Origin of the sequence: Streptomyces sp. R33, from assembly GCF_041200175.1 — a bacterium.
In the GTDB taxonomy this organism is placed as follows: domain Bacteria; phylum Actinomycetota; class Actinomycetes; order Streptomycetales; family Streptomycetaceae; genus Streptomyces; species Streptomyces katrae_B.
The window spans coordinates 1-21320 of record NZ_CP165727.1 but is presented as its reverse complement, the minus strand read 5'-3'; the positions used below and the strand labels follow the sequence as shown (position 1 = coordinate 21320).

The 21320-nt window shown below is 68.9% G+C and carries 19 protein-coding genes and 1 pseudogene; 13 read left to right on the top strand and 7 right to left on the bottom strand.

Annotated elements, in window-relative coordinates; translation table 11 throughout:
- Positions 1-2: 2 nt before the first annotated feature.
- The 4 genes from AB5J51_RS00100 to AB5J51_RS00085 all read right to left on the bottom strand — a co-directional run bounded on the left by AB5J51_RS00100 (position 3) and on the right by AB5J51_RS00085 (position 4041).
- Entirely contained in the window at positions 3-941 is a 939-nt protein-coding gene (locus AB5J51_RS00100) for a conjugal transfer protein (RefSeq protein ID WP_369776281.1), read from the bottom strand.
- Between the two features lie 850 nt (positions 942-1791).
- A complete protein-coding gene (locus AB5J51_RS00095) occupies positions 1792-2265 on the bottom strand; it encodes a hypothetical protein (RefSeq protein ID WP_369776280.1) in 474 nt (157 codons plus the stop codon).
- 271 nt (positions 2266-2536) lie between these two features.
- The gene (locus tag AB5J51_RS00090) at positions 2537-3079 is read right to left on the bottom strand and encodes a GNAT family N-acetyltransferase (protein WP_369776279.1); all 543 of its coding nucleotides are present in this window, start codon (positions 3077-3079) and stop codon (positions 2537-2539) included.
- Positions 3080-3087: 8 nt separating this feature from the next.
- Positions 3088-4041 carry a hypothetical protein gene (locus AB5J51_RS00085; protein ID WP_369776278.1) on the bottom strand — a complete coding sequence of 318 codons (954 nt, stop codon included), beginning with the start codon at positions 4039-4041 and terminating at the stop codon, positions 3088-3090.
- A gap of 591 nt (positions 4042-4632) precedes the next feature.
- Between AB5J51_RS00085 and AB5J51_RS00080 the strand changes: the two genes are divergently transcribed.
- The 3 genes from AB5J51_RS00080 (at position 4633) to AB5J51_RS00070 (ending at position 6048) form a co-directional block, all read left to right on the top strand.
- Entirely contained in the window at positions 4633-4857 is a 225-nt protein-coding gene (locus tag AB5J51_RS00080) for a hypothetical protein (protein WP_369776277.1), read from the top strand.
- 99 nt (positions 4858-4956) lie between these two features.
- Positions 4957-5397 (top strand): hypothetical protein, encoded by a 441-nt coding sequence (locus AB5J51_RS00075; protein ID WP_369776276.1) that lies wholly within the window; start codon positions 4957-4959, stop codon positions 5395-5397.
- A gap of 237 nt (positions 5398-5634) precedes the next feature.
- The gene (locus tag AB5J51_RS00070) at positions 5635-6048 is read left to right on the top strand and encodes a hypothetical protein (RefSeq protein ID WP_369776275.1); all 414 of its coding nucleotides are present in this window, start codon (positions 5635-5637) and stop codon (positions 6046-6048) included.
- 781 nt (positions 6049-6829) lie between these two features.
- Here the strand turns inward: AB5J51_RS00070 and AB5J51_RS00065 are convergent.
- Positions 6830-7677 (bottom strand): IS5 family transposase gene (locus AB5J51_RS00065; protein ID WP_369776274.1). Its coding sequence is split into 2 segments (ribosomal slippage): positions 6830-7302 and positions 7302-7677, totalling 849 coding nucleotides; the frame shifts between segments, so codons are not numbered across the junction.
- 308 nt (positions 7678-7985) lie between these two features.
- Here AB5J51_RS00065 and AB5J51_RS00060 point away from each other — a divergent pair.
- Entirely contained in the window at positions 7986-8885 is a 900-nt protein-coding gene (locus AB5J51_RS00060) for a TauD/TfdA family dioxygenase (protein ID WP_369776273.1), read from the top strand.
- Between the two features lie 142 nt (positions 8886-9027).
- On the opposite strand, the gene AB5J51_RS00055 is transcribed toward AB5J51_RS00060, so the two are convergent.
- Positions 9028-9801 carry a glycosyltransferase family 2 protein gene (locus AB5J51_RS00055; RefSeq protein WP_369776272.1) on the bottom strand — a complete coding sequence of 258 codons (774 nt, stop codon included), beginning with the start codon at positions 9799-9801 and terminating at the stop codon, positions 9028-9030.
- Between the two features lie 65 nt (positions 9802-9866).
- Between AB5J51_RS00055 and AB5J51_RS00050 the strand changes: the two genes are divergently transcribed.
- From AB5J51_RS00050 to AB5J51_RS00040, 3 genes are read left to right on the top strand one after another with little or no spacing between them, the layout of a single operon-like run.
- Positions 9867-11123, top strand: coding sequence for a nucleotide sugar dehydrogenase (locus AB5J51_RS00050; RefSeq protein ID WP_369776271.1), 1257 nt, complete (start codon positions 9867-9869; stop codon positions 11121-11123).
- 53 nt (positions 11124-11176) lie between these two features.
- Complete coding sequence (locus tag AB5J51_RS00045; RefSeq protein ID WP_369776270.1) at positions 11177-12565, top strand: hypothetical protein; 1389 nt, start codon at positions 11177-11179, stop codon at positions 12563-12565.
- Positions 12562-13671 carry a glycosyltransferase family 4 protein gene (locus tag AB5J51_RS00040; protein WP_369776269.1) on the top strand — a complete coding sequence of 370 codons (1110 nt, stop codon included), beginning with the start codon at positions 12562-12564 and terminating at the stop codon, positions 13669-13671. The genes AB5J51_RS00045 and AB5J51_RS00040 overlap by 4 nt, the downstream gene beginning before the upstream one ends.
- A gap of 210 nt (positions 13672-13881) precedes the next feature.
- Here AB5J51_RS00040 and AB5J51_RS00035 read toward each other — a convergent pair.
- A pseudogene (locus AB5J51_RS00035) lies at positions 13882-15010 on the bottom strand (glycosyltransferase).
- Between the two features lie 683 nt (positions 15011-15693).
- Between AB5J51_RS00035 and AB5J51_RS00030 the strand changes: the two are divergent.
- The 6 genes from AB5J51_RS00030 to AB5J51_RS00005 all read left to right on the top strand — a co-directional run bounded on the left by AB5J51_RS00030 (position 15694) and on the right by AB5J51_RS00005 (position 20704).
- The gene (locus AB5J51_RS00030) at positions 15694-16752 is read left to right on the top strand and encodes a DUF6292 family protein (protein WP_369776268.1); all 1059 of its coding nucleotides are present in this window, start codon (positions 15694-15696) and stop codon (positions 16750-16752) included.
- 516 nt (positions 16753-17268) lie between these two features.
- Positions 17269-17652, top strand: a complete 384-nt coding sequence (locus tag AB5J51_RS00025) for a hypothetical protein (RefSeq protein ID WP_369776267.1) — start codon at positions 17269-17271, stop codon at positions 17650-17652.
- A gap of 61 nt (positions 17653-17713) precedes the next feature.
- Positions 17714-18145 carry a hypothetical protein gene (locus AB5J51_RS00020; protein WP_369776266.1) on the top strand — a complete coding sequence of 144 codons (432 nt, stop codon included), beginning with the start codon at positions 17714-17716 and terminating at the stop codon, positions 18143-18145.
- 125 nt (positions 18146-18270) lie between these two features.
- The gene (locus AB5J51_RS00015; RefSeq protein ID WP_369776265.1) at positions 18271-18846 is read left to right on the top strand and encodes a hypothetical protein; all 576 of its coding nucleotides are present in this window, start codon (positions 18271-18273) and stop codon (positions 18844-18846) included.
- Between the two features lie 147 nt (positions 18847-18993).
- Positions 18994-19998 (top strand): DUF932 domain-containing protein, encoded by a 1005-nt coding sequence (locus AB5J51_RS00010; protein ID WP_369776264.1) that lies wholly within the window; start codon positions 18994-18996, stop codon positions 19996-19998.
- Between the two features lie 124 nt (positions 19999-20122).
- Positions 20123-20704, top strand: a complete 582-nt coding sequence (locus AB5J51_RS00005; RefSeq protein ID WP_369776263.1) for a hypothetical protein — start codon at positions 20123-20125, stop codon at positions 20702-20704.
- Positions 20705-21320 lie beyond the last annotated feature (616 nt).

Below are 21320 nucleotides of genomic sequence, written 5' to 3'. Positions count from 1 at the left end.
ATTCATCGGGCACCGCCCGAAATCGGCGTGGAGGAGGACGCAGCCGCGGGCGGCGTTGTGGTTCCGGCTTCCAGAGCGCTGACTTCCCACCGGCCGGCCCGCACGGTCACCTCCAGCCGGTACACCAGCGGCCAGCGCACCCCGCCCCGGTCTTCAGCGCTCACCCGGACTCGCGCCCGCGCCTTGGTACCGTCCGCCGGCACGGTGGCGCCCAGGGCGGCGTCGGAGTCCGCGGCGACGTCCTCGACGTCCACCCGCGCATACGAAGCAGTCCGCGGCGCCGAGACGCGCAGCCCGGGCGAGAGGTAGCGCTCTACCCCGGTTCCCTGGCCTCCGCCGAGGTAGGCGCGGACGAACTCGCCGAGCGTCGTCGCCAGCACGCCGGTGGAAGAGGCCGAGTGGGCAAACGGAGACGGGGCACCCGCGGCCGCATCGGGGGCGGCGACCTCCGCAGGCGCGCCGGTCACCGTGAACTGGCCACCGTCCTTACTGCCGGTCCCGGACACCGCGAAGTACCGCACCACCGGTACCGCCGCGCCTGTCCGGTCGCTGATCGCCGCGACGACCACCGTCCATCCGCCATCGGCCCCGTACGCCGTGCGCACCGCCACGGCCCTAACGGCCGAGGGCCCGGTGCTGTCGGCGCGAGGCCGTCTGGGGAGATCGACCTCAGGAGCCAGGGCACGAACTGCGGCCGTGATGCCGTTGTCTTCGGGTGTGGTGGCGTCGGCGCGCAGCCACAGATCCATGAACATCTCGGCGACGCCTTGCGGGTCGGCCGGGGTGCGGGCGGTGTCGGTGGCGCGCGGGGCGGGAGCGGCCTGGGCGATGGTGGTCCGCGGCACAGCGAGCGCGACAGCCAGGGCGAGGGGACCAGCCGCGAGCGCGGTCCAGATCCCGAATCGGGCGAACCGGGGACCGCGGGATACGGCCCTGCGCACGGGCACCGTCTCCGGCCGTGCCGTGCGCAGGGGCTTCGATACCGGCGCTACCGCCGGGGGCCGGGACACGCGGCGCCGGCCGGGTGGGGGAGTGGTGGTCATCAGACGCCTTCCGTGGGAGAGGTTTTCGCTCTGCCCCACAAAACGGCGACGCCCTCACCAGTCGGCTCACCGCGGCAACCCCTGCCGCATCACGGGTCGACAACGCCGCGACCGGTGACTCACCGGTGAGTTCGCGAAACCTCCCCACCGCAGGTCACAGCCCTGCGCGTGGGTTTCTCACCGCCCGCCGGTGACATCAGCGGTGAGTCCCGAACGCATTCACCAGCTGCGGACCAGGGCATGCACGATTGCCCCGGCCACCCACTGCACAGCGCTCTCTTGACTGACCAGCGGCGCGTTTCGTGGTGGCGCGGGCTCGGAGGTCTATAAGGGTGGAGTGGAAGGCGATCGAATCAATGGAGCGAGCGATGCGCCGCTGGCATGAGGAACCTGGCGCGACGGAGTGGCGGGACGCCGCGGACGCAGCAGACAGCAAACGGCTGGGTGTCATCTCGGCGGAAGATCTGCCCGGGCTGGCGCAGGGTCGAGAGGAGGCGTTGCTGGCGTTGCGACTGATGGACGATCCTACGGCTCCTGGTGCGTTGACGCAGGCGCGGGCGGCCCTTCGCCGGGCCCTACGAGTCGTCCCTCAGTCGACCCCCGACCAGTACTGCTACGAGACACGCTGGCGCGGGCGGACGGCGTGGGGCCGGCAGGGCTGCCCGCTGGAGGTATGTGACCGTCCTACCTGTGGTCGGTGCGTGCCACTGAGACAGATGGGCTTGGCTCCGTGACAGCCCGCGGGCTGTTAGCGTGATGCGCCGTTCGGCCACACCACGCGCACAGGCATGCCCGTGCGCTGGGCGTAGGCGACGACGTCGGCGGTGCCGCCGAACCCCCACGCCGGTTTCCCGTCCCACACGGCGAGCAGGACGCCTGACAGCCGGACCAGGATTTCGCTGCCGGTCATGTGTGCCGCCGAGTCCGACGCGGTCATGCCGGTGTGGTGGACCTCGGCTGCCGCTGCGTACAGCCGGTCGTAGACCGGCCAGTGGGATGCGGGCAGGCTCTCCCGGTACTCCTGCGCGGGCACGACGACTTCGACCTGGCCGCCGTGGGCGAGGACGGTTTCCGCCCACCACGCATCGGGGCCGTCCGCGATACACGACACTGCGACGAGTTCACCTGCGTCGTACTCGGTGACGGCCTCGGTGAGTATTGCCCGGACCCGCTGCTCGACTTCGGTGCTCAGTCCCCGGTGTCCGGTGATCCCAACCCGCATGCTCAACCCCTCTTCTATCTCTGCTTCACAGGTAAACGTCGCGCAATCGCGCATCGAACTCCCGCACCACCTTGGGCGGAGAGGTAAGCGCGAGGGAGCGGCGGACCGCCCGCGCCCGGTCCACGATCCGCCCCGACCGGTACTGGAGTCCCGTCTCCACCGCACGCCCGGCGACCTTCTCTTTTGCCGCCCTGCCCGCCGTAGCGAGCCGTATGCCAGGGAGGTCCTTCCTGCGAGCAGTCAACTTCCTCGCCGAGGTCTAGCGGCAAGCTCAGACCCGCAGCGGCTTGGCCAAGGTCCGATAGACCGGCGCGCCCTCCCAGGGCCGTGTGTGTCCTACGGGCTCGTACCCGAGCCGTTCGTACCAGGTTGCGGCCGGGGCTTCGGGGCGGACGGTGAGTGTGGCTCGTTCCGCGGTGATCCCGTTCAGCAGGTCGGCGTGCAACGTGCTGCCGACGCCATGCCCGCGTTGGTCGGCGAGGACTGCGATCTCCTTCACGACGAACGTGCGCCGGCCATCTTCGCGGGTGAATTCCTGCGCTGGTGTCGCATCAAGGAAGCTGTCCCACCACGCGGTGGTCGAGGCGAGCGGTAGCCCATACGCGAACCCAACCAGCCTCCCGTCGGCAGCGCGGGCTTGGACTAGCCGGAAGCCGGGGGTTTTGTGCTCGAGTTGGTAGGCCTCCAGGAACAGCGCAAGGTCACGGGGCCCCTCCAGGTATGGGGGTTCCGCGAACACGGCCTCGTACACGGGGGCGATGTCGTCGAGCGCCCGCGCGGCGTCGGCGGGGTCGGTGATCAGGGTGTAGTCCACGGGTTTCCTCATCGGGTGGGGCGGATGCGGTCGAGCTCGCGGCGGGCGACAGCCAGTCCCTCCCGTGCCCGGCCGGATGACACTTCCGTGAGTAGTGCCTCGCCCTGCTCGATGTGGTGTGCCGCCTCGTCTGCCTCACCTGAGCGGGCGAGGGCGCCGGCGAGGCGGCCCCGGTGCAATGCCTCGTTGCGGGCATAGGTGACCTCTTGCCGCTCCAGGGACCGGCGTAGCCATGTCACCGCGGCTCTGTGGTGGCCGGCGGCGGTGAACAGCTCGGCTTGCGCGGCGGCGAGCTCAGCCGGGCCGTGGAACAGCGTCCAGTCCGGGGCCGGGCGGCTGCCCCGGTCCTTCTCGTACAAGCGGGCCGCGCTCGCCAACGTGGTGCGCGCCGACGCAGAGTCGCCGAGCATCGCGAGCGCCCGCGCCTCGCGGGTGGCAAGGATGGACATGAGCGACGGCGGCGCCCACGGCGCGGCCAGGGCAGCGGCCCGCCGGGCGTGGTCGAGTCCGTGATGGGGTTGCTCCTCGCGCAGCTCCAAGAGCGAGAGGGAGGCGAGGACCAGGACGGCGAGGCTGTCATCGCGCAGTTCCGTCGCGGTGTCCCTGGCTTGCGTCCAGTACTGGCGGGCGCGGGCGTGGTCACCCGCATCGAAGGCCAACCAGCCCACGTGTTCGGCGGTCTCGCCGCTGATGAGCCGGAGCTGGCGGCCTATCGTCTCCGGGTAGCTGCCGGTGTCGATGAGCCGCTGCACGCGGGAGAGGTGGGCGGCGGCGAGCGGGCCCACGGTGGCGCCGCCGAACCGGTCGTCGAGCCCGTAGAGGCCGGAAAGGCCGGCCCGCAGGTCGGTGACGGTGTCGGTGCCGACCCTGGGACCCTCGAACGCCGCGGCGGGCGCGGATCCTATCCCGGCGATGCCGAGGGCTGCGCTGCCCACGGCGGCGAGGATGGTTCGGCGTTCCACAGAATCGGCCCTCTTTCGCAGCTCGGGGATGGGGGCGAGCACCGGCACGGGGGCCGTGACCGGGTTGCGTCGGTGCGGAGGGACGCGGAATCCGCACTGTTCCAGAGGCACGCCGAGCATCGCCTCTAAGACGCGCTGACGGCCGGGCTGCGGGCACGGTGGCGAAGGTGCCCGCCACCGCCTCACCTGCCGGTCTGTTACGTCCTCGCGCTCCCCAATCCGGACGGCGACCGCCGCGTACACGCGGATGAACTCCGCGGGCGAGCGCCATCCGAACCCGTCGACAAGGTCAGCGAACGGTGTGGCTGGCTCTTGAAGTTCGGGCATCGAACCCCCTCGTGCTGCGGTGATGTGGCCTCTCCTTTGCACGGTAGTTGCACGGCGCCCGGACTTTCAGGAAGACGGCGGTACGAAAGTCCGGCGGAAAGTCCGGCCAGACCCGCGACCGGGCCTGGCGTGACGAGTTGACTACCGACTGCACACCTCGAGGGGGTGTGGACCGGCGTACTGCTCGGACCGTACCCCCGCCGGTCACGAGCCTGAGGAGCGGCATGGACACCAGGAGCAAGATCCCCCGCGAACGAGATAGCGATGAGGGTCACGAACACCCCGCGTCGCACGCCTGCCGAAAATGCAGCGGCCAAGGCCTTCGTCCTCGCCGCCCAGGCCACGGTGATCAAGTGGTACCTCCACGACCACGCGAGCGTCGCCCAGCTTGCTCGGGCGTACAAGGTCAACCCTGACTGGCTCCCTGACACATTGGAGCTCTGGGATGTCGCCCTGCGCGACCGCTCGCCGCCCGGCGGGTCCGAGTAGCCTCCGGGCCTCGCGACGGCGCTACGGATTCTGACAGGCCGCCGCCTCCCCGCCCAGCACGCACCGTTCCCGTTGCGACCTCCACCAAGGAGATAGTCCATGAACAGTGCACACCCCGCCCAACAGGCGTCCACCTCCGACTCCTTGATCAGGCCGTTTCACCCCAACTGGGTCCCCGCGGGCGGACACACCTCGGTCCGCACGGGTATCTACTTCGACGTCGTCGCCATCCCTGGCCCTCGCGGCCAGGAGCTCGCCGACAAGCTGATCCGACTCTTCGACTGCAACCCCGGCGCGATCTACCAGCAGGGTACCGCCGCCGACGAGCTCGTCTACTTCGTCACCGCGCCGAAGACCACGGATCGATTCAGATGGCCGCCTGGCGTTCTCCACTACGGAGACGGTGGCACACAGTCCGTGGAGGTGCCGGCGCTGGACTGCGCCCCGATCTCGTGGTCGTGGCTGTCCTACCCGACTCACCGGCGTGAGTTCGTGGACTGCGCGAGGCTGCACGAACTGGTCCGGCAACTGTGGGACTGAGAGGCGCCGCCCCCGCCAGAGACCCCACCATCCCATCAGTACGAGGAAGAGCATGTGCTTATACACCCTGGGGCGCCCGCCCGCCAGCTCCCACCGCGGAGGCGCCGCGTGAGCAGGACAACTGAGCAAAAGGCAGCCCGCGCGGATTCCGTGGCTCGGGCGCGTCAGCGGCAGTTCGTGACGGACCGAGAGGCGGTGAGGCGGAACCTTCGGTCCGCCTGGAATTCCGGGCAGCGGATGTTCAGCAGCGGGAACGCCGAGACCCTGGCCAAGCCCCTGGCGACCCAGCTCGGCATTCCCGCGCTGCGCATCGCGGTCGTCCTCAAGGCCCTGGACTCCGAGGGCGAGATCGCCCTCCGTCCGGATGGCCGGGGCATGGTGGTGCTGGACAGTCCGAGGCAGCCGCATCCGGACGACCTTGAGCTGCAGGCCAGGGTCCGGGAGCGCGTAAGGTCCGGGCACTACACGGAGGGCCAGGCCGTACCGACAGGTCTGCTCGGGCACGAGTTCGGCCGGACTACGGCGCAGGTAAGGCGAGCGGCCCGGCAGCTGATCGCGGACGGCACGCTGTACGAGGACGTGTTCGGCCCCTACGGTCCCGGCCTGTATGTCGGTCGGCGCCGTGGTCGCCGAAGGAGCGGGGCCCGATGACCCTGTCCGACAGCACCGGGTACGACGGCCCGCTGCAGGGTGGATCGGCCACCGAGTACGACGACTGCAACCCGTATGAGGGCCTGGTCTCTGGCGACGAGTTCCAGTCGCAGAGCGTTGCCGGGCCGCCCTCACCTGCCCGCGGCTGGGGCGAGTTACACGGCCCCACCCACCTCAGCCCGCCCCGGAAGCGCAGGCACGCCAGGCCGGACTGCAACACGATCGGCGGATTGCTACTGACGACAGGCAACGTGCTCGGCCTGGCCGTCCTCGCCCTCTCCTGCGCCGACCAAGCCGACGGCGCCACCTGCATCGGCCCCTCGATCACCATCCCGCACCAGACACCCGCCGAAGCACAGCCATCCCACGGGCGGGCCAACGACACGGCGGACACCCACCCTCCGGACCGGCAGCCCGCACCGCAGATACGCGGTGCCGGTGCGGATCCCGCACCCGCCCCACCACCTGAACCCCGGTGGCAGCGCGGCGGCTCACGGACCGCGCCGTCACCGGCCCGAATCCCGGCCCGGCACCCCGAACGACAGCACCGCCGGACCGGGCACGCACCGTCCCCGGCTGAAACAACCCTGGACAGGTCGAGCAGCCGCGGACGGGCACAACCGCACACGCCCGCCGGTCAGCCTCGCTGCGGCATCTTGCCCGCAGGCCACCGAGCCAGCACCGTACGGAAGTTCACCGCATCCATCCCCTGACCGGATAGAGGGCCCCTCGGCCTGCCAGCACACCGCGTGAATCCCACACCACCACCGACTTAGAACTGCTATCGGAATGACTTCAGGCGTCGCCAGCAGATGAGTGAGCAAGCGAGGCTGAGGAAGGCTTCGTGGATGTCGTCGCGGACTTCCCAGCGGATCCGCAATCGGCGGAACCAGTGGAGGTGGGCGAAGGCCCGCTCGACAACCCAGCGTTCGGTGCCGAGGCCGGAGCCGTGTGGGACGCCGCGTCGGGCGATGACGGGTTTCACGCCCAGGGCCCAGGCCAGGCGTCGGTACTTGTCATGGTCGTAGCCGCGGTCCCCGAGCACCGTGTCGGGCCGCCGACGGGGCCGGCCGCGCTTGCCGCGAACCGGTGGGACGGCCTGGAGGAGGGGGATGAACTGGGTGACGTCGTTGCGGTTGCCGCCAGTCAGGATGGCGGCAAGCGGAATGCCGGTGGCATCGGTGATCAGGTGGTGCTTGCTGCCATTCCTGCCCCGGTCAACGGGGCTTCGCCCTGTTTTGGAGCCCCCTTTAACGCGCGTATGTGGGAGCCGTCGACCACGGCCCGCGAGAAGTCCAGAGCGCCGGCCCCGCGGAGCCGGGCCAGAAGGGTCTCGTGCAGCCGCGGCCAGACGTCGGCCTCGGTCCACTCAGCCAGGCGCCGCCAGCAGGTCATGCCCGATCCGAACCCCAGTTCCTGCGGGAGGTGTTCCCACGCGATCCCGGTGTGCAGAACGAACAGGATGCCCTGGAACACCAGCCGGTCCGGATGCCGCTTCCGACCAGGATGACGAGTCCGTCGCTCCACCCTCGGCAGGAGCGATTCGATCACCGCCCAGAGTTCATCGTCCACTTCCCACGGCTTCCGCCGAGCCACCCCACACCCCCAGATCAACGTTCTCAGGGACATCCAACCAGCCCGAAGATCATTTCGTTAGGGGTTGTTAGACGGCATGGCCGCCCTCGCCGCCCGCTACGGCGGGCCCATCGAGGACACCTTCCTCATGCCGATTAACCCTCACGGCATCAGCTCGCCCCTGAACCGGTAACGCGCTCGGGTCCTGATCCGTCTGGCCTCGGCGCCCCCGGAATCTGCCATCCCCGACCCCTACGCCGAGGCCAGCCGCGAGCTCCAGCCCATCCACCAGCGGGAGCGGGCGGCAATACGGGCGGCACCCGAACGACACTCCGAAAACCCCAAGAGACAGGATGCTCCGCGTGTTCATCGACATCCCCCGCAAACTCGAAGCCGCTCTGATCGACCTTCCTCTCCCGCCGTGGGAGCTGGACGGCTCGTTCCTGGCGAAGTCCACCATGGAGGAGTACCGGACCGAGCTGACGGCCACCCGGCGCTTCGAGGAGACCGCCGCGACCCTGCGCCACGCACTGACCGGGGAGGGCGGCGGATACGCCGTGCTGCGCCTGGGGAACCTCGCCAAGGCCCTGGGAACCGAGGACCGGTTCCTGCGGCTGGCGACGGCCTTCGCGGCTGAGGTAGCCGTCCCCTTCTCGCCCTTCCCGCGGTGGCCCCTCTGGAAGGACATCGGGGTCAAGGTCGACAAGGACCCCGGCAAGTCCAGCGGCATCGGATACAACGCGTTCCACATGGACCTGGTGAACGGCACTCGGCCCCCGGACTACACCACGCTCCTGTGCGTCCGCCCAGACCCGCTCGGCGGCGGCCCCAGCATCCTCTCCGACGCCCACGCGGCGGTGGCGCGCCTGTCGGCGAACAGCCGCGCCCTCCTGACCGAGACCGCCTACAACTACGGGACGTTCTTCGACCTGCACAGTGTCGGCGAGGAGTGCAACCCGTTTCCGATCCTGGACGGCTCGGACCCGGGCCAGGGGTTCGTCCGGTTCACCGCCAAGATGCTGGAGCGGTCCGAGCTTGGCCAGGCGCACGCCGACGCCGCCCGCGAGCTCGCCGAGGAACTCGTTCGGGGTCAGGTCTCTTTCATGCTCGAGCCCGGGGACTACCTCATCGTGAACCAGCGCCGCTTCCTGCATGGCCGGGAGGCGCTCCACAGCGGGCAGGAGGCCGTTCCCGCCGCGGACCGGCGGCTGCTACTCCAGCTGTTCCTGCGTGCGCCGGTCAGTGCAGGCCCGGTCGCGTAGCCGGACGACGGCACCTGTGATCCACCGAGCCCCGCCCCCGGGTCCAGCCGCCGAGCACGCGGCACGGCCATGGGGCGGGGCCCGGGTCGGCAACTACCCGGAGAACGTTCGCGCACCGGGGCCGCCGGGCCCGTGTACGGGACTAGATGCGTGAGTTGCGTAGCGACTGCCACACAGCGCCGGCCAGCGCCCGCGTCGCCCGCGGGACCGACAGATGCTCGTGCTCGCGGTACAGGGCCCAGTTGTATTGCACGAGCGAGAGCTTGTTGGAGGACAGCGATCCCGCCTGGTGGGCTCTGTACACCGCAAGCGGCTCAGCCAGGCCCCGGGCGTCGAAGCCGTCGCGCATGATTGACAGCCAGAGGGCATAGTCCTGGCGCTTGCGCATCTCCGGCATCAGCCTCGTGCCCAGGACATTGCGGTCGTACATGGCGGTGAGAGCACCGATGTGGTCTTGGAGCAGCATCGCGCGGTAGTCCACGTGCTCCCGCGCGCGGACCACCCGGCCGTTCGGGACCCAGTCGGTGCTCTCGCCGTCGTATTCGGCGTCCATCTTGAAGTACGAGGTGAAGGTCAAAGGCGCATCGCCTTCCGCGGCGAAGGCGAGCTGCTTCTCGGTCTTCTCCGGAAGCCACATGTCGTCGCTGTCGAGAAAGGCGATGTAATCCCCGCGGGCCCGCTCCATCGCGAGGTTGCGGGCCAAGCCCGCACCGCCCCGCTCGGGGGCCGACTCCGGCAGGACACGCTCGTCCCGCTTGGCGAACTCGCGGAGCAGGTCCATGGAGTCATCGGAGGACTGATCGTCAGTGATCAGCAGCTCCAGGTCGCTGTGGGTCTGCGTGAGAACCGACCGGACCGCTGCGCTCAACGTCGCTGCCGAGTTGTACACGGGCATCACGACAGACACCAGGGGCACAGCGATCTCCTTGCCAGATCAGGAACGACGGTCCATTCAAGCACCGCAATCGAGTAGGAGCTGCCATGCAGATAGTTGTCGCTGGTCAGGGCTACGTAGGGCTTCCGCTGGCCGTACGTGCCGCAGAGGTGGGGCACCGTGTCGTCGGCTACGACGTGGATGCGCACCGCGTCCAGCAGCTCGCCGCCGGCGATTCGTACGTGGAGGACGTGGCCTCCTCGCGGCTCCGCGAGGTGCTGGATACCGGCGCGTATGCCGCGACCGCCGACGCTGCCGAGCTGGCCGGCTATGACATCGCGGTGATCACGGTGCCGACCCCGCTTCGGGACGGCGTGCCCGACCTGACCTACATTGAGGCCTGCGCCCGGACCCTGGGCGAGCACCTGCGCCCCGGTGCGACTGTGGTCCTGGAGTCCACGACCTATCCCGGCACCACCGAGGAACTGCTGCTGCCGATCCTGGAGGAGACCTCGGGCCTCAAAGGCGGGGCGGACTTCCGGGTCGGATTCAGTCCCGAGCGCATCGCGCCGGGGAGCGTGCGGTGGTCGTTCGAGGGGACACCGAAGGTGGTGTCCGGAATCGACGCCACATCACTCGAAGTGATCAAGGAGTTCTACGACGGCATCTTTCACACCACGGTGCCGGTGTCTGGGCCCAGGGTGGCCGAGCTGGCCAAGCTGATCGAGAACACCTTCCGGCTCGTCAACATCTCCATGATCAACGAGCTGGCGACGCTGACCGACCGCCTTGGCGTGAGCATCTGGGAGGCGATCGACGCCGCCGCGACCAAACCCTTCGGCTTCACGCGTTTCACCCCGGGGCCGGGAGTCGGCGGGCACTGCCTGCCCGTCGACCCCCTGTTCCTCGCGTGGAAGATCCGGGAAGACCTGGGCGTCCCCTTCCGCTTCGTAGAACTCGCCACCGACGTGAACGGCCACATGCCCGACTACGTCGTCCAGCGTGTCGTGACAGCACTCGAGAAGCGCGGCGTGGCCGTAACGGGGGCCCGGATCCTGCTGCTCGGGCTGACCTACAAGATCAACGCGACCGACCTCCGCAACTCACCGTCGGCACGTGTCGCCGAACTCCTGACCAGCCTCGGCGCCGACGTCCGAGGCGCCGAACCCAACATCCCGGACAACGCCGGTACCGAGCTAACGGTTCGCCGGGTGGACGCGACGCTGGAGGAGGTCGCGGCCGCCGACGCCGTGGTGCTCCTCATGGACCACGCACGATTCGACCTCGCCATGATCCAGCAGCACGCGGCCTGGGTTCTCGACTGCCGAAACCGCATGTCCGGAGCGAACGTCGAGGTCCTTTAACCTCTCGCGGCTCCCCCTGACCGGCTGCCAATCCTCCATCCCCAGGAGTTCTCTTGCGCGACGAATGGGAACACGCCCACACGGACTACACCGTGCCCTCGCAGCGTCGCACCCCTGCCTCGCTCGCCGACAGCGAGGGCGACTGGCGCCACTACCTGGAACGCTCAACCCCCAACGGCTGGCTGATGCGGAACAATTCGATGACCGAAGCGCTCGTCAGCGGGAAGCCGATGTACCTGCTGCATGTCACCAGGGGCATCGACGCCATTCGCGCCAGCCGGCAGTTACACGTCTCCGCCGGCTGCCTGGTCGGGGCCTTGTACTGCTCGCCTCTCGCCAGTCAGCGCGAGGGCCTGCGCCCACACAACCTCGGCGCCTACCTGATACGGACGAAGCCGTCCACCACGCCCATGATCTTCGAGGTCACCCCGGATGCACCGATCCGGCCCAAGGGCGTCGACTACCTGCATCTCGGTGCCATCCACCTGCGTACCTACCTGCGCTACCAGAGCTTCCTCACCCAGGCCGAGAACGACCAGCTCGAACGCGCCATGCTGGCCGGGCTGCGCGCCGCGGCCGTGTTCCTCGACCTCGCCCTGGGCAACGCCACCGGCCGTGCCACTCCGGCGCCCGAGTTCGTCGACCAGTTGTCTGCCGCCGTGGCCCACGTGCCATTCCTCGGCTACCTGTACTTCGAGGTTCTGTCCGAGTACCTGATGCTCCACTCCGTCACTCCGGAGACCAAGACCTGCGCCCAGGCGGGAGAGCTGAACAACTGGCTCTACAAGCGGCTCGCGTTCGCCGCCGTGGACGGCATGGACCAGCTGTTCGACCTGTCCCGTTTCAGTCCGCGCCATCATCGGCTCGTCCAGCTCATCGAAGGCATAGAGCCGGCTCTCGGCCAGGGAGTCGCCGAGTACGTCCGGCGAAGGCTGTCCCATTTGTTCGCCCGGGCTGCGCTGCACCCGACCCAGGATGCGGCATCGGTCACCTTCCAGAGCGCCGATCTCAGCACGCTGCGGATAGCCGCGCCTGGACTGATCGGCCAGATGGTCTTCCGCGAGATCCGGTACATGGCCCGCTACCAGCAGCTGTACCACTGCTTCGAGAAAACCAAAGCCCTTGAGGCATGGGACTACTGGAACAACGAAGGAATCCCCACCCCGTTCAACGGAGTCATCCCCAAGGGAGAAATAGGGATCAATCCCGCCTACCCCCGATCGGTAGTCAGAGTATGGACGGCACGACAGGACAGCAAGGGCTACCTGCACCCGGACGAGGAGATCATGGCCGCCCTCACCCCGCACCTCGCGTCCTGGTGGGCACCACCCCGCCAGCGCGAGACGTACAACGCCACCGACGAATCACCAGTCGAGCTGGCCCCGGTAGCCCGATCGCCGATCCCCACCCGACGGTCACCCATGAACGGGGTACCCGCATGACCACCAGGCTCCTGAACATCCTGACCGGCATCAACCGCCCCTGCGAACCCTCGTCGGGGAGCATGATCCTCGCCAACGACCTCTACCACGCGATGCCCAAAACCCACACGACCTTCCTAGGCAGAGAACCGGTCGATCAGGCGTGGAGCGCCGCGTTTGATCAGCTGATCACCCTCTCCACGACCAAACGACCCCATGGCCCGGACTTTGACCCCTACCTCGAGGAGCTGACGCGAGAGGTCGGTGCGCTCATCGAGAAGACCCGGCCGGATGCCATCCACGCCCAGTACCTCGGTTTCGCTCTCAGCTTGGCCTTCACCCGAACCGCCGGCAGCATCCCGATCATCTCCATTGCCCACGGCCCCGACGTGATGGCGGCCGAGCGCAACGAGCAGGAACGCGAGACCCTGCATGAAGTTGCCGCCGCAAGCACCGCGATCGTCGCCCCGACCTCCGCCCTCGCAGATCGCATCGATCGTCTCACCCGACGCCGATTTACCGATCGGCTCACCGTCATCCCGTGGGGCATCCCCTTGAGCTCCGCCCGGGTACGCGACCAACCGCCTGACGGAACCGGACCACTGTCTCTGGTCCACGCCGGTCGGCTCGACGACAACAAATCCACGATCACCGCAATCGATGCCCTCTCCCTGACCGACCACCCACACCACCTGACCGTGATCGGACAAGGAACCCTGCGAGAGCACCTGGAACAGCGAGCCATCGAACTCGGGCTCCGAAACCGAGTCCAGTTCGAGCCGTTCCTACCCCGCCCCGAACTATGGCGCCGCCTGCCGAACTTCGACGCCTTCGTCTTCACGACCAGGGGTCTGGAGGCCTTCGGGCTCGTCCTCATTGAGGCCCAAGCCCACGGACTTCCGGTTGCCTACTCCGATCTTCCCAGTGTGAGGGAAGTCCTCGGGAGCGCTGGCGTTCCATATACTCCCGGCGACCCGAGCTCACTGGCCATGGTCCTAGACGAGATGGGCCGGGAAATCCACCGGCACAAGGACCTGACCAAGGCGGCTCTCAATAACGCGCGCCGATACGACATCACTACCACCGGCCGCCAGCTTCGCGAACTGACGCTCCGCGTTACCTCCTAACCCGCTCTGGTGCAACTGCACCGGGGCGGGGAGTGCCAGCGGGTCGGCCACCTCGTTCCCGGCTGCCAGTGCCATCTCCTCGACGCCGAGGCAATGATGCCGCCGCCCACGCGCGAGCGTTCGGGAAGGCCCCCCAGGCCTTCACCGAGGTCGTCAACCTGGTCGAGCACGGTCGCCGAGCTCCTCCGGTAGCTGCTGCGTGGGGACAGGTTAGCTGGCGGCCGCGGTCAGGAGCACGTCCACGAGCCGGTCGGCGGCGTCCGGCCTCCCGTGCGCATGAGCCCGCTCTGCCCTGGTCGCCCGTCGGGCGGGGTCGGTCAGGAGCGGTTGACGGCGTTCTGCAGGTCTGCGGGGTGACCTCGCCGAGCAGGGCGACTGCGGCCCCCGCATCAGCAAGGTGCTGGGCGTTGTGCGCCTGTTCGTTCCAGGCCGAGGCGGCCAGCGGCACGAACACGGCGGGCTTGCCCAGCGCGGTGAGCTCGGCCAGAGTCCCGGCTCCGCTGCGGGACACCACGACATCGGCCAGTGCCAGGACGTCGGGCAGCTCAGCCCCGACGAACCCGGCCAGGCGGTACCGGTCGGCGAGTACCGGGTCCAGGCCCGCGGCGGCTGCCTGGAGTTCGTCCACGTTCGCCGGACCGCACTGGTGGATCACATTTGCATGGCCTAGGAGCCATGGGAGCACATCCCGGACGACAGCGTTGATCTGCTGGGCGCCCTGCGCTCCGCCGGTGACGTAGACCGTCGGCAGCCGACGGTCGAAGCCGTGCAAGGCCAGCGCCTCCACCGCTTTGTCCGGGTGACCGGTCAACACCTCCGGCCGTGCGGGGTTGCCGGTGACGACTGCCCGCCCGCGTACTTCGGCGGGTAGCAGCGCCAGCGAGGACTCCGAGGACACCGCGCGCGTCGCGGAGCTCGCGAGCTTCCGGTTGGCCAGGCCCAGCCGGACTGTCTGCTCGTGCAGGACCAGAGGACGCCTACTCAGCCGTGCGGCCAGCCCCGCCGGTACCGCTACGTACCCGCCGGTCGCGAGCACGACGTCCGGCTGGGAATCGGACACGATCGACCGCGCCTGGGCGACGCCGAGCGGCACCCGGGCCATGTCCTTCACGTTTGCCGCCGACAGCATCTTGAGAAGGTTCGCCGAGCGACGGATCTTCCCTGTTACCACCGTCTTGAACCCGATCCCCTCCGCCGGAGCGACCCGCGCCTCGAGCCCGTCTGCTGTCCCGATCCACAGGACGTCCAGCGTGCTGCCTGCGGCCGTGAGACGCCCTTGCAAGGTACGGATCGCGGTCAGGGCCGGGTAGGTGTGACCACCGGTTCCTCCGCCCGTCACGAGCAGCCGGAAGGAATGAGGAAGCGAGGAGATGTCCACCTGGCTAACCTACTGGCTGCGGGTGCGCGAAGACGGCGTGACGAAGATCAGCCAGCCAATGTCTGGAGCGTTCGCCGCGGGCAGCGCGTCGGTGGGGTCGGTAGTCCCCCCAGGGGGGGAGCCGGTGGGCGGCGCTTGGACCGTTGCCTGCGGTCTGGGACGCGCGTGCACCTCGGGGGGTAAACAAAGGGGGGAGACATGGGGGAGAAAGAGGGGGGAGACATGGGGGTAAACAAGGGGGTAAGCGGTTTCTGGGGTCTGGCTGCATCGTGCCTGGTCAGACCAGCAAATGCAGCCGGTGACTAGCCGGACTTATAGGTAGGAGGGGGAGGAGAGAGTGAGGGAGGAAGCGGGTTGCACGAGGTGCGAGGGCTGGGGGTAAGGGGCTGACGAGAGGTGGGGAAGGGAACGGAGGAGAGGGGGGATCGAACGGAGGGAGGGGGAAGCAGGGGAGCGCAGGGGGGAGGGTGTCGGTCGTTGAAGTGAATGTGCCCGGCGCCCACTTCCGCGGTGGCGGGTGGCAAGGGCGTTGGCCTGGAAGGCTCACGACTGTGGAGGACAGCTGGCGGAGTCACGTTGTCAGGTTGGCCGTTGCGCCCTGACAATGACAGTCATGTCGTTATAGTTCTCTCCTGTGCTGCGGCTTGGTTCCGTGGCTGAAGCCGTTCTGGGAGGGGTTCCGGGTGATTCGTGCTGGTCGTCGCGAGCGTGTGCAGTCGGTTGTCGGCTTGGCGCAGGCGCTGGGGGTGTCGGTGGGCACGCTGAGGAACAACAGGCCTTATGCCGAAGAGGGGTTTCCTGATCCGGTCAGCTCGCCGAAGGCGCAGACGCTGTTGTGGGATGGGGAGCAGACGGCGGCGTACTTGGCCGGCGAGGAGGTGCTGGCGCTCCCTGCAGGTGAGGATGATGAGGATCTGCTGGACCGGCATGAGGCGGCGCAGGAGCTGAATGTCGGGGTGAGTACATGGAGCACCTACAAGCGCGATCCGGCAGTGGCTGAGCACCTGGTGGTGGTCGCGGGCGTGGAGCACTGGCCGCGGGGGGTGGTGCGCCGTTTCCGTGACTCGCGTCCGGGGCGCGGTGTGCGGCACGGCAGCGGCCGGCCGCGGGGTAGCGGCGACATGGTGCCGCGTGATCAGATCCTGCTCCGCACCGAGGACCTCCTGGATGCCGACCCGGCTATTACTGCGGCTGCAGTTGTGGAGCAGTTGGGGGTGGCGATGACCACGGCGATGAAGAGCCTCGCGGTGCTGCGCGGCCGCCGCATCGCTGATCTTCTCGAGCGCGATCCGCGCCTGGATCCGCGGCTGGCCGCCGAGCGCCTCGGCTACCCCCAGATCGTCCGGCGCCGGGCGCTGGCCGCGGCGGAGACGGAGCTGCGTATGCGGGAGGTGCGTCCGTACGTCCAGGCGGTCGCAGATGCTCTTGCGGTGGACGGCCTTGCGGAGGCGGTCGAGGTGGAGGTGGTGGAGCTGGAGGGCGGGGTCTTGGCTGCCGCCGTTCAGCTTGCTCCCGGCCGGGCGGCTGTGCCTGCGCTGGTGTGGGATGAGCGGTACGGCTGGCGTACGGCGACGAGCCGGCGCCACCCCATCGGCAAGGACACCGGCGCGCGCCCGGCGGGGGAGGGTGTCCACTACCTGGCATCCGGACTCCGGCCGGAGCCGGCCCGGGTGCCTGCGTTGCTCCGCGGCCTCGGCTTTTAGGCGGCGCCCGACCTGTGCGGGTTGCGGGATGTTCTGCGGTGGACCGCCGCGGCGGGCAGTTCTTCCCGGGGGCTGGGCTCGGTGGGCACCGTGCCGGCGGTGGGGGTGCGGTCCGCTTCGCTCCCCGCACCCCCAGTGGCAGCGGGGTCGGCTTCGCTCCCCCGCTGCCACGCACGCGTGCCGGGACCCCGCTTCGCGGCGTCCCGGACCGAGCGCTGCGCGCTCTCACGCGCTGCGGGACACGGCAGGCGGGCGCGGTCCGCTTCGCTACCCGCGCCCTCGCTTCGCGCTGCCGTATCCCTTGCCTCTGACGCGCAGCGTCAGAGGTGCGCCAGCACGGGACCCACCGTGCCCAGCTCCCGGGCTTTTACACCCTCTGGCCTGCGGAAACCTCCTTTTCTGAGAGGCTTCAACCAGTGGTGATCATGGTGAAGCGATTGATATAGTTGTCTTGTTGGTGATGGTGGCAGTCGGCCACCGGACCGAGAAATCACACCCCCTGATGAAGGGACAGCCATGTCTTTACGTCCGGATCGTTTCGCTGTGGAGGTCTCGCCTGCGGGCGGGTTCCATGTCCTGGGCTGGTACCTGGCGATGACTCCGCAGGGTGTGCTGGCCGCGGATTCCGTCGCGCACGAAGTACTGACGGAGTCGCTGGTGATGTGGAGCGACCACTACGCCGCGCAGTGCGGTCACGGCGTGAATTGCCCGGTTGAGGGCTTGCTGGCACGGTACCGGCGCCCGCAGGCTGTGGTGGGCCGAGCGCTGTTCACCGGTCCGGCTACGTCCCGCGGCGTGGAGGGACTCACGTTCGATCAGGCTTTGGTGCTGCTGGACCGCCTGTTGGCGCACGCGAATGCGTCGGACCTGGACCGCCAGGTTTTGGCCGCGTCGTCCTGACCGGTGTTGCCCACCCTGCGGGGTGCGGCGAGCGGGCCGCACCCGGCCACGCACATGGAGCGTGAATGCCGATGTCGCGCACCCTGATCGTCTCTCTCAAGCGAATGTCCGCCTGCTGCGCGCTTTACACCGCGCGGCCGGGGTGGGCATGCACGGACTGTCCGTCACCTATCTGCGCGACGGCGACACCCTTTGGCACGCCTGCAACGTGGCGGGGCCGGACCTCGACGATGACAGCGAGGACCCGGACCTGCACCACGTGGCGATGTTGTTGCTGCGGACTGCGTTGAACGGCGGTATGGCGGTGGTGGTTTTGCGGACCTCGCTGGCCAGCGGCAGGACGGTTGTCAGGACGTGGCGCGTTCTTGATCTGGTGGCCTACCCCCTGACGGCGGGGGAGTCGTTCAGCGCGTACTGCTTCGGCCCGGACGGGGAGCTGCAAGGCCCCGAGCCCGGCATGGAGAACTACGACGCCCCGACGCTCACCGTCTGACCTTCCCAGGCCGTGCACGGGCTGGCCCCTGCACGGCATCCGGACCGCCTCAGACCCGGGGCGGCCGACCAGGCCGGGGGCGTGGCACTCCCGGCCCAGACCGAAGACTCCGAAAGGACCCGACCATGGGTTATGACATGTACGTCGAGGACGGCCCCGGTGAGGCGGAGCGCATAGCCGTCGAGGAGGCCCATGAGCGGCTGAAGCAGGCTCGTGCGACCGGTACGGGCGTTCTGGAGGCTTACCAGAGGATCGATGTCGCCACCCGCTCGTACTACCGCTTTAACGTCTGGGACATGGGTACGGCGCGCGAGCTGATGGGCGCGTTCGGGATGCTCACTTTCGAGGACGAGCCCACGTGGCCCGACGTGGCCGAGTACACGGAGGCGCGCGCGGCACTGGAGAAGGAGCCTGATGACGAGGCCGTCCGCCAGGCCGAGGAGGCGGCCCGTGCGCGCGTGAGCGCTGCTGTGGAGGCGGTCCGTACCACGGACCGAGGCGGGCCCGGGATCGCCCACTACAAGCTGTGCAGCAATGACGCGTGGCTGGTCAGCCCGCGGGAGATCGAGGCCGCCTTAAGGGCCTACGCGGGCGCGGTCTCGGAGGATCGCGAGGAGGCCGGGCGGGACTTCGGCCCGTGGGAGTCCTGGATCCAATTTCTAACGCAGGCCCAAACCCGGGGCGGATTCCGCGTCTGCTGACCCCACCTGACCCATGCCCAGTGCTGTGCCAGGGCCAATCCCTGGCACAGCCCCGAGGCCGGCATGCCATGCCAGCCGACTGTGGGGCGGGGAGTGGCACCCCCGCCCCGGCCGAACGTACGTATCACACCGCATCGAAGGAGAGTCATGGCACACGAGATCGAGCAGTTCAGCGACGGTACCGCCGCGTTCGTGAGCGCGCGGGAGAGTGCCTGGCACAACCTGGGGACCGTGACCACCAGCGCAATGACGGCCGAGGAGGCGATGGGTCTGGCCGCCCTGGACAGCTGGAACGTCCGGCTGGTCGGGCTGCACGCTACCGAGATGACGGCCGAGGGGACGACCTTGCTCGACGTGCCGAACCACCGGGCCAGCGTGCGCACCCACCCCAAGACCGGACAGCCGGAGACACTCGGTGTGGTCGGCCCCGATTACACCCCCATGCAGAACGAGGAGCACGCCGAGTTCCTCAACCACCTGGTGGACGAGTCGGGCGCGCACTTCGAGACGGCCGGATCACTCAAGGGCGGCCGACAGGTGTTTCTGACGATGAAGCTGCCCCAGAACATGACGATCGGCAGCGATGACGCGGTGGACCTGTACATTGCCGCGTTCAACTCCCACGACGGCAGCACCGCGTTCCGCATCGTGGTGACCCCGGTACGGGTCGTCTGCGCGAACACGCTGCGTGCGGCCCTGCGGAACACCAAGAGCAGCTACACCGTCCGCCACACCTCGGGCGCCCGCGCCCGCGTCGCGCAGGCTCGCCAGGCCCTGGGGCTGACGTTCCGCTACGCGGAGGAGTTCGAGAAGGCGGCGCAGCGCATGCTGGACGTGGAGATGTCCACACCCGGCCTGCGGAAGATCGTGGATGAGCTCTGGCCGCTGGAGGGGAGCGACAGCGCCCGGAAGAAGACCAACCGGGACACCCGGTGGGCCAGCATCCGGAACCTGTTCGAGCAGGCGGACACGCAGGCCGGTATCCGGGGCACGGCGTGGGCGGGGTACAACGCGATCACGGAGTACGCCAACCATGTGGCCCCCGCACGCGGAGCGGATCCCGCCGCGAAAACCGCAGTCCGCGCCGAGCGGGTGATCACAGGAACCGCTGACGACGTGATGGAGCGGGCCTTCCGCCTTCTGGCCGTCTGACGGCCCAGCAAAGACCGCGCCCGGCCCCGGACTCGCGTCCGGGGCCGGGGAAGTCCCGCCTCCGGCTCACCGGGACTTGTGATCATCTCCATTTTCAATCCGGCTAGTAGAATGAAGCATTCGCATGGGAACCTTCATCGTCGACTACCACGGAAGCCAGACGCAGGCCCATGGCCGCTACCTCGCCCGGCCGGAATGGGAGTGCCCCCACGGGCGGGATCACGAGGGTGACCACTGGTTCCCAGACGAGCGGCTCATCCTCACCAACACCGAAACCGGCGCCGATGTCCTGTTCTGCGTCCGCCGCACCTCTGTCACCGAGATCGCCCCCGACGGGCAGCCACTGACCATTCAAGCCGTCGACGGCGATTGGGTTGAACTGAGTCATGGACGACTGGTCGTCTTCGCCTACCAAGAGCGCGCCTACCGCTACGGAACCGACCCGTACGACGAAATCCACTACTACGCCCGCTCCGCCGGACGCTGGTACATCCACACCGCGCTGCTCCCGCTGCACGGCGCGCCCATCAGCCGCGCCCGCTACACCTCCGCCCACGACCGCCAACACCGCCTGCTCGCCATTAATCAGGAAGACCACATCACCTCCCTGCGAGAGCTCCGGCACCACCCGGACGGGCCCGCGTACGAGGGCGAGGCCGACGACCTGGAGCGCATCACCCAACAGCTTGAAGCCCTGACCCCATGACAGGCAGTCACCCACCACCGGGTGACTGCTGCCAGCAGGGCCACGGCAGGGGGGAGCGCAGCGGACATGGCCGTCCAGGGCGCGAAGCGCCCGCTGTCATCCCCTCAAGCAGTCAAGGAGCCACCGGACGTGGCCCGTTCGATGGCTCGCATGCTCCACGCTGCTCGTCACCCGGCTGGCAGGAAGGCATACAGATGACAGTGGATTTCGTCATCCGCTACAGCAGCACCGGTAAGCCGCGGGCGGCGTTCAGCCCCGGCCTGGCCAGCACCGGGAGCTCCGCAGACCACAGCCGACCGTGGCACCATCCCACCTCCCTGCTGCTGGCGCCCGCGGAGCGGGCTGGTCCTGGAGGCGGAGCCGGAAGGGCCTGGGGCGGGGGAGCGGAGCGGACCCGCCCAACGGGCCGCAGGCCCGGACCCCGTGAAACGGGGTCACCCGGGCCCGCGGAGCGGGCCGTTCGGGGTGGAGCGCAGCGGAACCCCGAACCCGTCCGGAGCGAAGCGCAGGACCCCGGCCCGAAGGGCCGGCTCTGGCTCGGCGAAGCCGAGCCCCGTCGAGCGCAGCGAGGCGGTTCTCTCCTGAGCGCGCAGCGCTCAGGTACCCGCTCCGCGGG